Here is a 14,531-nt window from a genome sequence, read left to right as displayed (position 1 = left end):
CTGGCGTTGAGGCGCCTCGATCTGTACGACTCCCTGTACGCCGAGCAGCGGCGTAGCTGACCCCCACCGGCAGGAACCTCGCATGTGCAGAAAGGAAACCATGACCATCGCACCGGTGTCCGTGCCGCGCTATCGCGAAGAACATGACGCAGCTTTCGGTCCCGCCATGATCGAGCACAGGACGGCTGAAAGCGGCCTCTCGCAGCTCGGTAGCTACTTCATGGCCTTCCAGTCCGATGAGCTCAGTGATCCTTGGACGGTTCTCTACGAGGAGACCATCTACGTGATCGAAGGACGGGCGCGGATCGTCGTACTGGAGGAAGGCGGCGAGCACACGGTGACCGGTGAGGTCGGAGACCTCATCGTCCTGCCCAAGGGGTCCACTGTCCGCTATGGAGCCACGGCCGGCACCCGCCTTCTGCTCTCGATCTCACCGGTCAACTGGCGGGACGCCGAGGCGTGACGACGGTCTACACCGTCGACTCCATTCCGGGAGACGGCATCGGCCGCGAGGTCGTGCCGGCCGCAATCCGGTGCATCGACGAGGTGGCACGGATCGAGGGCTTCGAGGTCACGTGGCGGGAGCGCGACTGGGGCTCGGACCGCTACCTCGCTGACGGCGCCATGATGCCGGCAGACGGCATCGACCAGCTCGCTGACGGCGATGGGATCTTCCTCGGCGCCGTTGGGCAGCCCGGGATCCCCGACCACGTGACGCTCTGGGGCTTGCTCATCCCGATCCGACGGTCGTTCATGCAGTACGTGAACCTGCGGCCGGTCCGCCTCCTCCCCGGCGTTGAAGCGCGGGTGTCCGGCGCAGAGAAGCTCGACGCCGTCGTCGTGCGGGAGAACGTGGAGGGTGAGTACTCCGAGATTGGCGGCCGCGCGTATGACGGTCGGCCCGAGGGGATGGCGATCCAGCAGTCGGTCTTCACCCACGCAGGAGTCAGTAGAGTCGCGGAGTTCGCGGCCGACCTGGCAGTGCGACGGAGTGGTCGCCTCATCTCCGCCACGAAGTCCAACGGCATCCTGCACGCGATGCCCTTCTGGGACGAGGTCGTCGAGGAGACTGTCAGCAGGAGCGGAACGGTCGAGCTGGAGTCTGTGCTCATCGACGCGTTGGCAGCGCGTGTGGTGTTGAGACCGGACAGCATCGACGTCATCGTCGCGTCCAACTTGTTCGGGGACATTCTCTCCGACCTTCTGGCCGCGGTTGCGGGCTCCATCGGCGTCGCTCCCTCGGCCAACCTCAACCCTCCACGGGAGCACCCGTCGATGTTCGAGCCGGTGCACGGGTCGGCCCCCGACATCGCGGGGAAGGGGATTGCCAACCCGGTGGGCCAGATGTGGGCCGGTGCGCTCATGCTCGAGCACCTCGGGGAGGAGCAGGCTGCAAAGCGTCTTGTGATCGCATTCGAAGCAGCGCTGGCCGACGGGATCCGCACCGCCGACCTGGCGGGAACGGCCAGCACGCTCGACTTCACCGAAGCAGTGATCGAGCGCCTGAGGAGCGCCGCCCGCTGAGCAGTGGTTCGTCGTTCAAGCCACCGGGCCTCTCGTGACGACGGCTCACGGCCAGGCTGCCGGCTGCACCCACGGCTCCACGGGGTGCTCCAACTCCACGCTGGGAAGCGGCGCACGCGCGATGGCCTCCTGTACGGCGATCTCGTCGCCGGCCGCGAAGAGGAAGATCCAGCGCCGGCCTGTCGTGTCGGTGCTCGGCAATCAGCGAACCGGCCCGCTGATCAGTTCTGCGGCGCCCTGAATCACCGCAGTGGATGGCGGCCAGCCCCCTCAGCGTGTGGTCCATGACTCTTGGAACATCAGACGATTGCCAACAGGACCCGACGATGTTCGTGTGTGCACCAGTGTTCCCGCCGGTCCAGTGCAGCGACTCTGGTCGTGTCGGTGATCGACGCGCGTCGTCGTGACGGGTCCGCGACGGTTCTTTCTGCGCTGGGAGGAGAGCTCCAGTGAGTGTCAGCCACTCCGCATCTATGGGTTTTCGGGTTGTCGAGACGTCGCTCGGGCGCGTTCGAGGTTTGCTGCGCGAGGGGTACGCCGAGTTCAAGGGCATCGCTTATGGCGAGTCGACGGGTGGGACCAACCGGTTCCTGCCGCCCAAGCCTGCACGGCCTTGGACCGGGGTCCGCGATGCGTTGCAGCTCGGTCCTCAATCGCCTCAGATCAATCCCGACTTCCCCGCCTGGCTCGACTCGAGCGAGGAGAGCGAGGACTGTCTGGTTCTCAACGTCTGGGCGCCCGATCATGCGCGCGCGGAGTCCGCACTGCCTGTGATGGTGTGGCTCCACGGTGGAGGGTTCGTATTCGGCTCCGCAGGTGCTCCGCTGTACGACGGCGGCAACGTCGCAAGGGACGGCGATGTCGTCGTGGTCGGTGTCAACCATCGGCTGAACGCGTTCGGCTATACGTATCTCGGCGACGGTGCGGACGAGAGGTTCGCTCTCTCCGGCAATGTGGGTCACCTCGACCTGGTAGCGGCACTCGAGTGGGTCCGCGACAACATCTCCGCGTTCGGCGGGGATGCGGACAACGTGACAATCTTCGGCCAGTCAGGCGGCGGGGGGAAGGTCGCTGCCCTGATGGCGACGGAGAGGGCGCAAGGGCTCTTTCACAAAGCCATCGTCATGAGCGGTGCGATTCGGCGCTTCCGCACGCCCGACAACGCTGCCCACGTCACCGCTCGTCTCTACAAGGAAGTCGGCCTGCGCGAGGGCGATGTGGAGTCTCTTCAGAAGGTGCCGGCCAAGACGCTGGCGCAGTTCATGGCGGTGCTCGGGGACCCTCTCTTCGTGCCAGGCGAGCCCATTTCGTTGCTCAAGTACGGACCGGTCGTCGATGGTCATGTCCTGACCGAGCAGAGCTGGTGGGATGGTGTGCCTGCATTCGGACGCAGCATCCCGATGTTGATCGGCATCACGCTTCAGGAGACTGCCGGCGGCGTCGGATGGTTTCCTGGCGAGCTGAACACGGATGCGATCGACGACGTGGAACTTGCTCGTCGGGTCTCGCCGTACTCCGTGATCAATGCCTTTGACCTCGAAGAGCTGGTCCCGGTAGTCGGCCGGTACCGCCAAGTCATGCCCGACCTGTCGGATGAAGCGTTGTTGGTGCGCATCAGCACTGACATCGGTCACTGGACGAATGCACTTCGGATGAGCTCGGCCAAGAGCGACCACGGCGGAGCCCCAATCTTCTCCTATGAGTGCCGTTGGCGCACACCTTGCTTCGGAGGCATGTGGTCCATGCACGGCGTCGAGCTGCCGTTCGTGTTCAACCGGCCGACATATGGAGTTGCCTGGGACGGGGCGGACTCCGATGCCGGACGGGCCGCGGCCGACCCTTTCGGGCGTCGGTTCACCTTGGGCGCAGAGATGTTCAGGGCGTGGATCAACTTCGCCCGGACGGGGGACCCTTCGACCGAGACTCATCCTTGGCCAAGCTACGACACGACGTCACGACCCACGATGGTCTTCGGCGTACACACCGGTGTGGAGAACGACGTTCGAGGGGACGTGCGCCCTCACGTGACTTCGATGACCGTCGAGTGAGCGGGCAACACCTTCGGCAGCGCCCGGTCACGAACCAGGACCTCGATGCGTCCCTGAGGTCTCGGCGTGACGACTCGTATTTCGTGTTCGGCAACGGTGGGCACAGACTTCGTTGGCGCGCCTTGTCGCGCGGCCCGAGCCGGTGCGTTGCGCGGCTCAGTTTCGAGGCCCGCAGCGGCTCGGATTCTCGGGCTGGATTGGCGCGCGAGGTCACGATCCTTGGGTCGCTTCCCAAGCGCAGGCTCGTGCTTCATCAAATTTCACAATTGAGCCCCCATCCCAGTGCGCCCAGAGTGGTGGTCACGCGCCTGGGCCAGCGAGCCCATCGCCAGCCAGGCTGCGCACGTCGAGCAGGGCGATCTGAGAAGGGAGGCGCTGACGTGGCCGGTCCAGCCCTCACGGGGAGTCTCCGGTCGACGGACGAGTCTCGACTGCGTGAACACCCCGGCGTTCTCCCTCCCTTCCTCACCGTGATGCGCCTCGACCTCTACGCACGGAACGGACCAAAGTGACCCCTCAGACAGGCACCGGCCCCCTCGCTCTCGAGACCGGCATCGATCCGAACGTGCGACACCTCGACGAGCTCGAGGTCGGGATGCGCTGGAAGACCCGAGGTCGCACGATCACCGAGGCGGACCTCGTCACCTTCGGCACCTGGTCGGGGGACATGCACCCCCTGCACACCGACGAGGAGTACGCCCGTCAGACGCAGTTCGGAGGTCGGATCTTCCACGGCCCGGGTGCGCTCGCCATCGCGTTCGGTCTGGAGATGTCGCTCGGCTGGAAGCTCGGCTCGGCCATCGCGTTCCTCGGGATCCGGGAGTGGAACCTGCTTGCGCCGGTCCGCATGGGCGACACCCTGCATGTGACCGAAGAGGTGGTCGAACTTCGTCCGTCGAGTTCGAAGCCGGACCGAGGTGTGGTGATCACGAAGATCCAGGTTCTCAACCAGGACGGTGTCGTGTGTCAGGAGGGCTTCTGGAGCGTGCTGCTGACGAGGCAGGCGAAATGAGCATCTCCGCCGGCCGACAACCACCCCCCAACGGCGCACAATCATACGGAAGACCCACACCTAGATTCACAAGGAGCAGCAAGTGACAACGTCTGTCGAGCGCGAGGGCGCTGCAGGTCCCTGGGTTGTGGAAATCGACCAGCCCGGTGCCGCCGTCGTCGTCAACCCCTCGACCGAGCAGCCAATCGCGGCGTACCGGATCGCCACCGAGGAGGATGTCGACACTGCCGTGCAGACCGCAGCGGCGGCGGCGCGCTCGTGGGGCCGCACGCCCCCGGTCGAGCGGGCCGAGATCCTGCTCCGGATCGCGGACGCGATCGAGGCCGACGCTGAGGAGTTCGCCCTTCTCGAGTCCGAGAACGTCGGTAAGCCAGTCACCCATGCCCGAGACGAGATGCCCTGGGTCTGGGACGTGATCCGCTTCAGTGCGGGCGCGGCGCGGGTCTCTCATGCGCCAGCAGCTGGGGAGTATGCCAATGGCAGCACCTCCTGGCTCCGACGTGAGCCGCTCGGAGTGGTGGGTCTGATCACTCCGTGGAACTACCCGCTCCTCATGGGCGTGTGGAAGATCGCCCCCGCCATCGCGGCCGGCAACGCCGTGGTGATCAAGCCGTCGGAGCTGACGCCGCAGACGACGATCAAGCTGGTCGACCTCGCCAACCGATTCCTGCCGCCCGGCGTGCTCAACCTGGTCTTGGGCGACTCGTCGACCGGGAAGGCGATCGTGGCGCATCCCAAGGTGCGCATGGTCGCGCTCACGGGCGACGTCTCGACCGGAAAGGCGGTCGCGGCGCTCGCGTCGAACACCCTGAAGCGCGTCAGCCTGGAGCTCGGTGGCAAGGCTCCCATCCTTGTCTTCGCCGACAGCCCGGCGCGACAGACGGCCCGTGACCTCGTGGAGTTCGGCTTCGCCAACAGCGGCCAGGACTGCACCGCGGCGTGCCGGATCATCGTCGAGGATGCCGCGTACGAGGAGTTCGTCTCGGCCTACTGCGACGAGGTCGCAAAGCTGCGGGTCGGCGATCCCAGTGATCCAGAGACGACGATGGGACCGGTGATCTCGCGCCGCCAGCTCGAGCGCGTGGCCGGCTTCGTCGAGCGGGCGCGGGGGTACGGCGCAAAGGTTCTCGTGGGTGGAGAGCGCCTTCCCAGGGAAGGCTGGTTCTACGCACCCACGGTCGTGACCGACGTCGAGCAGTCATCGGAGATCATCCAGCGAGAGGTCTTCGGACCGGTCGTCACGATCCAGCGGGGCCGGGATGAGGACGAGATGCTGGCGATGGCCAACGATGTGGACTACGGGCTGTCGGCGAGCGTCTGGACCACGAACCTCGGACGCAGCATGCGCCTCACGCGAGACCTCGACTTCGGGACCGTCTGGGTCAACCAGCAGATCTACACGGCGTCGGAGATGCCGTTCGGAGGCTTCCGCGACTCGGGCTATGGCAAGGAGCTCTCGGGGCACGGCCTCGACGAGTACTCGCAGTTCAAGCACGTCATGGTCAAGCCGGACCTGACCACGGATGACGCGCCTGCCCAGGGCTCGCCCTGATGGTCTCCCGGGTGGATGTCGGTTCTGTGGTCGATACCCATGTGCCTTCGACGATGAGTGCAGTCGTGCTCACCGGCCACGGGGGGCTCGACAAGCTCGTCCAGAGAGATGATGTGCCCACCCCGACCCCCGGGTTCGCGGACGTACTCGTGCGCGTCGGCGCGTGCGGTCTGAACAACACCGACATCAACACGCGGTCCGGCTGGTACGACTCGGTGGTGGAGACCGGAGTCTCCGAGGAGCTTGGAATCCACGGGCGGGACGACGACGCGGCATCCTCGTGGAACCAGGGAAGCGTGCACTTCCCGCGCATCCAGGGAGCCGCTGTCGTGGGTCGTGTCACCGCCGTGGGAGAGGGGGTCGACCCTGCGCGTGTGGGTGAGCGCGTGCTGGTCGACCCGTCCGTGCGGGACCCGGATCTACCCGCCCGCGCGCAGCTCATCGAGTATCTCGGGAGCGAACGAGACGGCGGCTTCGCCCAGTACGTCGTCGTACCGTCGGTCAACGCCCACGCGATCGAGAGTCCGCTCAGCGACGCCGAACTTGCGACATTCCCCTGCTCGTACGACACCGCAGAGGAGATGCTCGCACGCGCAGCACTCGCCAAGGGGGAGACCATCGTCGTCACCGGCGCTGCCGGGGGAGTCGGCACCGCCCTCATCCAGCTGTCGTTGGTTCGCGGTGCCCGCGTCGTTGCCATCGCGGGCTCTGCCAAGGAGTCGCGTCTCCGCGAGCTCGGTGCACACGACTTCATCGCGCGCGAGACGGTGGACCTGCAGCGTGCCGTCGAGAAGGTCATCGGTGAGCGAGGTGCCGACGTCGTTGCCGATGTGGTGGGCGGTGACATGTTCGACGTCCTCCTCAAGCTGTTGCGGCGTGGGGGGCGGTACACGACAGCCGGCGCCATCGCTGGGCCGACGACGAGAATCGACCTACGCGATCTGATCTACAAGGATCTGGAGATGTACGGCATCACCAATCCGACGGCCGCCACGTTCGCTCGGCTCGTGGATCTCGTCCAGGCAGGTCTGCTGCAGCCACTTCTCGAGAACACCTTCCCGCTCACGGAGCTCCGGAGGGCCCAGGAGCAGCTCCTGAAGCGGACGCACGTCGGCAAGTACGTCGTCGTGCCGTGACGGCCGATTGACGCGCGGCGTTGGTGAGAGAGGAGGCATGGAATGACCGATACGAACGGGGAGTGCTGCGACGTGCTGGCGTTCCATGCGAGCGATGCCGCGCTGACACCCGGGCAATGGCCGGTGGAGACCGAGACCTCGCTGATCGAACCGGGCAAGCGGCCGTTGACGGCCGACCAGCTCTTGAAACGGCTCGAGGCGGTACGTCGCAATCTTGCGATCAGGTGGTGCGGTTCCCAGGGAGCCTTTGCCGGCTACGAGCGGCTACGCGTGGACACGACTGCCACCCCAGACGCTGGATCGGTCACCTTCTCGGCTCGTCTCATCAAGGCCAGTCCTACTTCGCACACGGTTGCCCTGCTCGCAAGAGCTGAACCTGACGCTGCGACGGGCTCGTGGACAGTTCTTGTCGAGGGCGAAGGCCGAACTCTTCACGTCCGGACGTCGACGGACGCCGCGATCGAGAGCTCGACTCACATACCCACGAAGAAGGATCCCTCATGAAGCGCGAGAGCTACGACTTCATCATCGTCGGCGGCGGCTCCGCCGGCTGTGCGCTGGCGAACCGGCTGACTGCCGACGAGCGTACGCGAGTCCTCGTGCTCGAGGCCGGACACCGGCACTCCCGATTCGACTATCCGGTGCGGGTGCCGGCCGCGTTCCTCTTCGTCATGGGCAACAGGTTCTACGACTGGCAGTACAAGTCGGAGCCGGAGCCGATGCTGGGCGGTCGCAGGATCGAGCACTACCGGGGCAAGCTCGTCGGGGGATCGAGCTCGATCAACGGGATGTTCTTCCAGCGCGCCAACCCGTTGGTCTACGAGGGCTGGGCGGACGCACCTGGGATGCAGGCGTGGGACTACGCACACTGTCTGCCCTACTTCAAGCGACTCGAACGGTACGCCGGACCCGACGCGACCGGCAGGTACCGCGGACGGTCCGGGCCGATCCCCGTCAGGCGGCATGAGGCGAAGAACCCGTTGTTCGGGGCGCTGTTCGAGGCGGCACAACAAGCCGGCTACGTGCTTACGGAGGACGTCAACGGCTATCGCCAGGAAGGTTTCGCGGCCTTCGACTGCAACATCAAGAACGGCGAACGGTACGACGCCGCGCGCACCTATCTCGAACCGATCGCTCGGCGCGAGAACCTCGACGTCGTGACCGGTGCTCTGGTCAGCCGCGTCGTGTTCTCCGGCAGGCGCGCTGTCGGTGTCGAGCTCGCTTCGCGTCGTGGCGGAAGGACCGTTGTTCGCGGGAGTGAGATCATCCTCGCTGGTGGTGCCTTCAACTCACCTCAGCTCCTCCAGCTCTCCGGGGTGGGCAACGGTGCCGAGCTGCGGCAGCTCGGAATCGACGTTGTCGAGGACCTGCCGGGGGTAGGCGAGAACATGCAGGACCACCTCGAAGCCTTTGTGATGTACGCCTGCAAGCAGCCGGTCTCGATGGCATCGATCCTGAAGTCGCGCACCTGGCCCGCCATCGGCGCGAAGTGGCTGTTGCGGCGACAGGGGCCCGCCGCCAGCAACCACTTCGAGGCGGGCGGCTTCGTGCGTTCCAACGACGGCGTGCCCATGCCGAACCAGATGCTCACCATGCTGGCCCTTGGCGTTCGTAACGATGGAACACCGGCGCCGACTGAGCATGCGTACCAGATCAATCTCGGACCGCAGACGCCTCAGTCGAAGGGCCACGTCAAGCTACGTGCCAACGATCCGTTCCAGGCTCCGGTGCTGACCTTCAACTACCTGTCGACCGAACAGGACCGCAGGGAGTGGATCGAAGGTGTCCGGATCACCCGCGACCTGCTGAACCAGCCAGCATTCGCGCCGTACAACGACGGTGAGCTCTCGCCCGGTCCAGAGGTGAAGACGGAGCGGGACATCCTGGCCTGGGTGGCTCGCGACGCCGAGACCACCTACCACCCATGTGGCACGTGCAAGATGGGTACGGACGAGGCGGCGGTCATCGATCCGGAGACGATGCGCGTGCACGGCCTGGAAGGCATCCGCGTAGTGGACGCATCAGTGATGCCGGTCATCCCCAACGCCAACCTCTACGCCCCGGTCATGATGATCGCCGAAAAGGCTGCCGACGTCATCTTGGGCAAGGTTCCACTGGCTCCCGAGTATGCCGACTTCTACAGCGTTGGGAACGTTTCAAAGAACCGGTCGCAGTTCGGACGCCACACCAGCTAAGGGCTTCACTCGGCTGAGGACAGAGTCGGCGGCGCAGCACCCGCCTTCGCTGGCGCGACGGCCCAAGGCCGACGGAAGCTGGTGAGTTCTCGGCGCTATCGGGGACAGATTCACTTGAATCTTCAAGTCACGGTGGTAGACTTGAATCTTCAAGTCCGAACTCCCGCGGCCCCAAGAGGAGCACCAACCATGAACGACAAGATCATCGCCGTCACAGGCGCCACCGGCTCGCAAGGCGGGAGCGTCGCCCGCGCGATCCTGGCGGATCCTGGCTCAGGCTTCGCCGTCAGGGCGCTTACCCGCGATCCCAGATCCCCCGCGGCTCGGGAGCTCGCTGCGCTTGGCGCGCACGTCGTAGAGGCGGACTTCGACGATGAGCCGAGCGTGCAGAAGGCATTCGAAGGCGCCTACGGCGCATTCCTCGTGACCAACTTCTTTGCCCACGGCTCAGCGGCAAAGGAGATCGAGGAGGTCAAGGTCCTGGTGCGAGCGGCGGCGGCGACCAACCTCCAGCATGTGGTTTGGTCCACGTTGGAGGACACGCGCGAGTTGCTGCCGCTGGATGATGACCGCATGCCAGTACTCCAAGGCTCGTACAACGTGCCGCACTTCGACGCCAAGGGGGAGGCAAACACACTCTTCCAGGAGGCGGGAGTGCCGACCACCTTCTTGAACACGACCTTCTACTTCCAAAACTTCGTCAACTTCTTCGGCCCACAACGGGGTGACGACGGAGTCCTCACGTTGGCGCTGCCGATCCAGGATGGCAAGTTGCTTTCGGGAGTCGACACCGAAGACATCGGCAGGACCGCCTACGCGATCTTCAAGGCAGGCAAGCGGTTCGTCGGCGAAACAGTCGGCCTCGCAGGGGACCATCTGACCGGCGCGCAGTACGCCGCGAAGCTGGCTGCAGCACTCGGGGAGCCGGTGCGTTGGCAGTCTGTGCCGTTTGACGCCTTCCGCGCCCTCGACCTCCCGATCGCCGAGGAGATGGGCAACATGTTCCAGTACTACAGCGACTTCGATCGGGAGTTCACCAAGGCTCGCGACCTCGATCGGCTGCGCGAGCTCAACCCAGCACTCCGGAGCTTCGACGATTGGTTGACGGACAACGCCGGGAAGCTTCAAGTCGCGTAAGTGTCTGGCGCCGGTTCTGGCAATGTGTGGCTCGAACTCGTCAAGACTTCAACACGGGCGCCGGGCTGTATGCATGCAGCCGTTGGACGCCGCTGATGGCGATCGGCGCAGTTGATGACGTGGGCCCCGTGTTCGATGCGGTGCTGGATTCTGGCGTGCGGCCAATTCTGCGGCCGAAACGTGCTGAGAACGGCTCGATCACGCGGGACCCCGTGGAACGTTCGGAACGCAAAGGCGCAGATCAGACGGCCAATTCGGGTCTACGCGGAACGGGCGAGACGGCGCCCAATCGGGCTCACAACCGAGAGGTCGCAGGTTCAACCTGCCCCCGCTACCGGATGAAGAACCCGCTGACCTGCAGGAGTTCAGCGGGTTCTTTGCTTTCGGACGCCTCCGTGTGGCGGCGTACCGGATTCAGGGCCGAGGATCTGCGAACGGCCGGTCGGTCAGGACGAGTGACAGCCCGCGTCCGTGGGCGAGCGAGGGTCCCTCCGGATGTGCGCCGTCGCCGGAGTCGAGCACCAGGGTGGCCTCGAAGTCGACGACGTGCCGGCGCTCGAGGACCTCGACGGCCCGGGCCGAGACGAGCACGTCGCGGCCGCCGGACGCCGCGAGGTGCCACTCGAGGTCGTCGTAGCCCGGGAACAGCCCTGGGGCACCGGTCAGCGCGCAGGCCACCTCCTGGCGCAGCTCCTCCCAGACCCTGAGCACGTCGGCCTCGCAGAGCTCCCCGTCGACCGGGACGTGAAGGACGCGGCTGCTCGTCGGGACGGCTCTCTCGTCCGTCATGGCGTGCTCCAGTCGACGCTGAAGTACTGGGTCTCCTGGTACTCCGCGAGGCCTTCCCTCGCACCTTCGCGTCCCAGGCCGCTCTGCTTGACCCCGCCGAACGGGGCGGACGGGTCCGAGACGAGTCCCCGGTTGATGCCGACCATGCCGGCCTCGATCGCCTCGGACATCACCATGGCGCGCTTGAGATCGCGGGAGTAGACGTACGCCGCGAGGCCCATCTCGGTGCCGTTGACCATGGCCAGCAGCTCGTCCTGGTCCCGCCACGCGACGACGGGGGCGACCGGCGCGAAGATCTCCTCCTGCACGACGCGGGCCTCGGGCGTCACGTCGGCGAGCACCGTCGGCGCCATGAAGTGCCCGCTCAGCTCTGAGGGCACCGAGGTCTGGGCGGCGATCCGGGCGCCGCGCTGGAGCGCGTCGTCGATGAGGCCGGTCGCACCGGCGACGGCCTGACCGCTGATCAGGGGACCGATGTCCGTGGCCGGCTCGGCGCCCCGACCCACGCGGAGTCGCTCGACCCGGAGTGCCAGCTGGGCGGTGAAGTCGTCGACCACGGACTCGTGGACGTAGAAGCGGTTGGCCGCGGTGCAGGCCTGCCCGCCGCCACGGAACTTCGCGATCATGGCGCCGTCCACGGCGGCCGGCACGTCGGCATCGTCGAGCACGACGAAGGGAGCGTTGCCGCCGAGCTCCATCGAGCAGTTGAGCACCCGGTCCGCGGCCTGGCGCAGCAGCAGGCGTCCCACCGCGGTCGAGCCGGTGAAGGACAGCTTGCGAACCCGCGGGTCGGACAACCAGGCACCGACGACGTCGGCGGGCTCCGTCGTCGGGACCACGTTGACGACGCCGGCGGGCGCGCCCGCGTCCTCGATCAGGCGCGCGATCGCCAGCGCGGTCAGCGGGGTCTCGTGGGCCGGTTTGAGCACGACGGTGCAGCCGGCCGCGAGTGCCGGTCCGAGCTTGCGGGTGGCCATGGCCGCCGGGAAGTTCCAGGGCGTGACCAGGGCCGCGATGCCCACGGGGCGGTGCGTCACGACGGTGCGCGTGCCACCCGCGGGTGCCGGGCCGTAACCGCCGTCGGGGCGGACCGCCTCCTCGGCGTACCAGCGGAGGAACTCGGCGGCGTAGGTGACCTCGGCCTCGGCATCGCGCAGCGACTTGCCGTTCTCGGCCGTGATCAGCCGGGCCAGCGCCTCGCGGTCCCGCCGCATCGACTCGAAGGCGCGGTGGAGGATCTCCGAACGCGCCCGGGGCGGCGTCCCCGCCCACGCGCGGGCAGCGGCCTCGGCGGCGTCCACGGCAGCACGTGCCTGGCCCGTCCCTGCGTTGGCGACCGCCGCGACGACCGACTTGTCGGCCGGGTCGTCGACGTCGAACGTGCCGAGCTCGCCCGGGCGCCAGTCGCCGCCGATCAGTACGCCGGACGAGGGCGCAAGACCGCGCACGATCGCAGCCACCTCGTTCATCGCGTTGCTCAACCCCTGAGCGCCCGGGCGAGCGCGGCGAAGTCGTCCACCAGGAGCGACATGTCCTCGTCGGTGTGGGCGAGCGAGACCAGCCACTGCTCGTCGAGGCCGGGGGGCGTGAGGATCTGCCGGTTCACGCCCCACAGCCAGGCGAGCTCGGCGACCCCGAAGTCGGTGGCCTTGTAGTCGCGGTAGTTGCGCACCGGCGTGGTCGACCAGGTGACGCAGCCCTTGACCCCGAGACCGACGGTGTGCGCCGGCAGCTCGTACTCGGCGATCACCTCGTCGATGGCGGTGAGCGCGCGCACGTTGATCGCCTCGGCCGCAGCGAGTGCCTCGGGTGTGCAGATCTCGTCGACGGCTCGCGCCGCGGCCATCACCAGAGGGTTGCCGTTGTAGGTGCCGAAGTGCGCCATCCGGCCGTCGACCACGACCTCCATCACCTCGCGCTTGCCGCCGAACGCCGCCAGCGGCAGACCGCCGCCGATGCTCTTGGCGAGCGTGATCAGATCGGGCTGTACGCCGAGCCGCTGGGCCGCGCCCGCCGGTCCGGCGGTGAGGCCGGTCTTGACCTCGTCGAAGATCAGCACCACGCCGTGCTGGTCGCAGAGCTCGCGCACGCCCGCGAGGTAGCCCTCGTCCGGCAGCACGATCGCGAGGTTCTCGATCACGGGCTCGACGACCAGGGCGGCGATCTCCGAACCGTGCGCGGCGAGGGTGCGCTCGAGCATCGGCAGGTCGTTGTAGGCGACGACGTGGACGGTGCCGGCCTCGACGTCGAACGGGACGTCGCCGACCGGAGCGTCGGCCGGGCCGATGTCCGCGAGCGCGGGCTTCACCGACACCTGCAGCGCGTCGTACCCGCCGTGGTAGCCGCCCTCGATCTTCACGATCGCCTTGCGAAGGGTGAAGGCCCGGGCCGCACGGATGGCGTACATCAGCGACTCGGTGCCGGAGTTCGTGAACCGGATCATGTCGATGCCGAACCGCCGGCAGAACCGCTCGCTCATGTCGGTCGCCTGGGGTGAGGGCGTCACGAACAGCGTGCCGGTCTCGTGCAGTGCCTGCTCGACGTGCTCGACGACGACGGGGTTGAGGTGCCCGACGAGCATCGCGCCGAAGCCCATCGACAGGTCGAGGAACCGCCTGCCGTCGACGTCGGTCAGCCACGCACCCCGGGCCGACCGGATCGAGACGGGGTAAGGGTCCCAGTGCTGGAACGACGACGTGACCCCCAGGGGCAGCGTGCGGCTCGCCCGGTCGTTGTGCTCCCGCGACGCCGACGTCGAGGACGCGAAGCGCTCCCACTCGCTCGCCAGCAGCTCCTCGGCACGGCCTGCAGCAACCGGCCTCGACCGCTCGGGCAGGGAGCGATGCGTGCGGGGATCGTGCACGGGGACAGGGGATTCGGACACGCTGGTCATGACACCTCCGACTTCTGGATTCGTTGAAAGTGAACACGGGCGCAAGCGATTTCGCAACTACACACGGAGAAATCAGAGGAATCCGTCGCAACTGGTGCGACTGACGGCCGTGTTCCGCCTTCTTCGACGGCGGCCGCCACGACCGTTGACAGGGTCTGTGACCGCCCTCATACTCCATTCTCAGGGTTCCTGAAGATCAGGGTTCCTGACAAACGTCAATCGCTCGGCCTACCAGTCAGAGGTGG

The 14,531-nt window shown here is 66.8% G+C and carries 12 protein-coding genes; 9 read left to right on the top strand and 3 right to left on the bottom strand.

From position 1 onward, the window contains the following. Positions 1 to 100: 100 nt before the first annotated feature. The 9 genes from EFL26_RS03120 (at position 101) to EFL26_RS03085 (ending at position 10,604) form a co-directional block, all read left to right on the top strand. On the top strand, positions 101 to 463 hold the full coding sequence (locus tag EFL26_RS03120; protein WP_183408005.1) for a cupin domain-containing protein: 363 nt from the start codon (positions 101 to 103) through the stop codon (positions 461 to 463). Beyond that, on the top strand, positions 460 to 1,524 hold the full coding sequence (locus EFL26_RS03115) for a tartrate dehydrogenase (protein ID WP_123221425.1): 1,065 nt from the start codon (positions 460 to 462) through the stop codon (positions 1,522 to 1,524). The genes EFL26_RS03120 and EFL26_RS03115 overlap by 4 nt, the downstream gene beginning before the upstream one ends. Positions 1,525 to 1,973: 449 nt before the next feature. Then, positions 1,974 to 3,572, top strand: a complete 1,599-nt coding sequence (locus EFL26_RS03110) for a carboxylesterase/lipase family protein (RefSeq protein ID WP_148046613.1) — start codon at positions 1,974 to 1,976, stop codon at positions 3,570 to 3,572. A 508-nt stretch (positions 3,573 to 4,080) separates the two neighbouring features. Continuing rightward, positions 4,081 to 4,584 (top strand): MaoC/PaaZ C-terminal domain-containing protein, encoded by a 504-nt coding sequence (locus EFL26_RS03105; protein ID WP_221176819.1) that lies wholly within the window; start codon positions 4,081 to 4,083, stop codon positions 4,582 to 4,584. Between the two features lie 82 nt (positions 4,585 to 4,666). Further along, positions 4,667 to 6,136: an aminobutyraldehyde dehydrogenase gene (locus tag EFL26_RS03100; protein ID WP_183408004.1), complete on the top strand. Its 1,470-nt coding sequence runs from the start codon at positions 4,667 to 4,669 to the stop codon at positions 6,134 to 6,136. A gap of 53 nt (positions 6,137 to 6,189) precedes the next feature. Next, on the top strand, positions 6,190 to 7,272 hold the full coding sequence (locus EFL26_RS03095; protein WP_123221422.1) for an alcohol dehydrogenase family protein: 1,083 nt from the start codon (positions 6,190 to 6,192) through the stop codon (positions 7,270 to 7,272). Between the two features lie 42 nt (positions 7,273 to 7,314). Beyond that, positions 7,315 to 7,776 (top strand): hypothetical protein, encoded by a 462-nt coding sequence (locus tag EFL26_RS23825; RefSeq protein WP_148046612.1) that lies wholly within the window; start codon positions 7,315 to 7,317, stop codon positions 7,774 to 7,776. After that, positions 7,773 to 9,467, top strand: coding sequence for a choline dehydrogenase (locus EFL26_RS03090; protein WP_123221421.1), 1,695 nt, complete (start codon positions 7,773 to 7,775; stop codon positions 9,465 to 9,467). The genes EFL26_RS23825 and EFL26_RS03090 overlap by 4 nt, the downstream gene beginning before the upstream one ends. Before the next feature lie 189 nt (positions 9,468 to 9,656). After that, on the top strand, positions 9,657 to 10,604 hold the full coding sequence (locus tag EFL26_RS03085) for an NmrA/HSCARG family protein (protein ID WP_123221420.1): 948 nt from the start codon (positions 9,657 to 9,659) through the stop codon (positions 10,602 to 10,604). A gap of 414 nt (positions 10,605 to 11,018) precedes the next feature. On the opposite strand, the gene EFL26_RS03080 is transcribed toward EFL26_RS03085, so the two are convergent. Genes EFL26_RS03080 through EFL26_RS03070 form a run of 3 tightly spaced genes read right to left on the bottom strand, consistent with a single transcriptional unit; the run spans position 11,019 to position 14,256 of the window. Further along, positions 11,019 to 11,393 (bottom strand): hypothetical protein, encoded by a 375-nt coding sequence (locus EFL26_RS03080; RefSeq protein ID WP_123221419.1) that lies wholly within the window; start codon positions 11,391 to 11,393, stop codon positions 11,019 to 11,021. Next, positions 11,390 to 12,862, bottom strand: coding sequence for an NAD-dependent succinate-semialdehyde dehydrogenase (locus tag EFL26_RS03075; RefSeq protein WP_123221445.1), 1,473 nt, complete (start codon positions 12,860 to 12,862; stop codon positions 11,390 to 11,392). Before EFL26_RS03075 ends, EFL26_RS03080 begins: the two co-directional genes overlap by 4 nt. An 8-nt stretch (positions 12,863 to 12,870) precedes the next feature. Continuing rightward, the gene (locus EFL26_RS03070) at positions 12,871 to 14,256 is read right to left on the bottom strand and encodes an aspartate aminotransferase family protein (protein WP_221176818.1); all 1,386 of its coding nucleotides are present in this window, start codon (positions 14,254 to 14,256) and stop codon (positions 12,871 to 12,873) included. Positions 14,257 to 14,531: the final 275 nt, after the last annotated feature.

The sequence above is a fragment of the Nocardioides pocheonensis genome (assembly GCF_003725535.1).
Classification (GTDB): domain Bacteria; phylum Actinomycetota; class Actinomycetes; order Propionibacteriales; family Nocardioidaceae; genus Marmoricola; species Marmoricola pocheonensis.
This window is presented reverse-complemented; position numbering and strand designations above follow the sequence as displayed.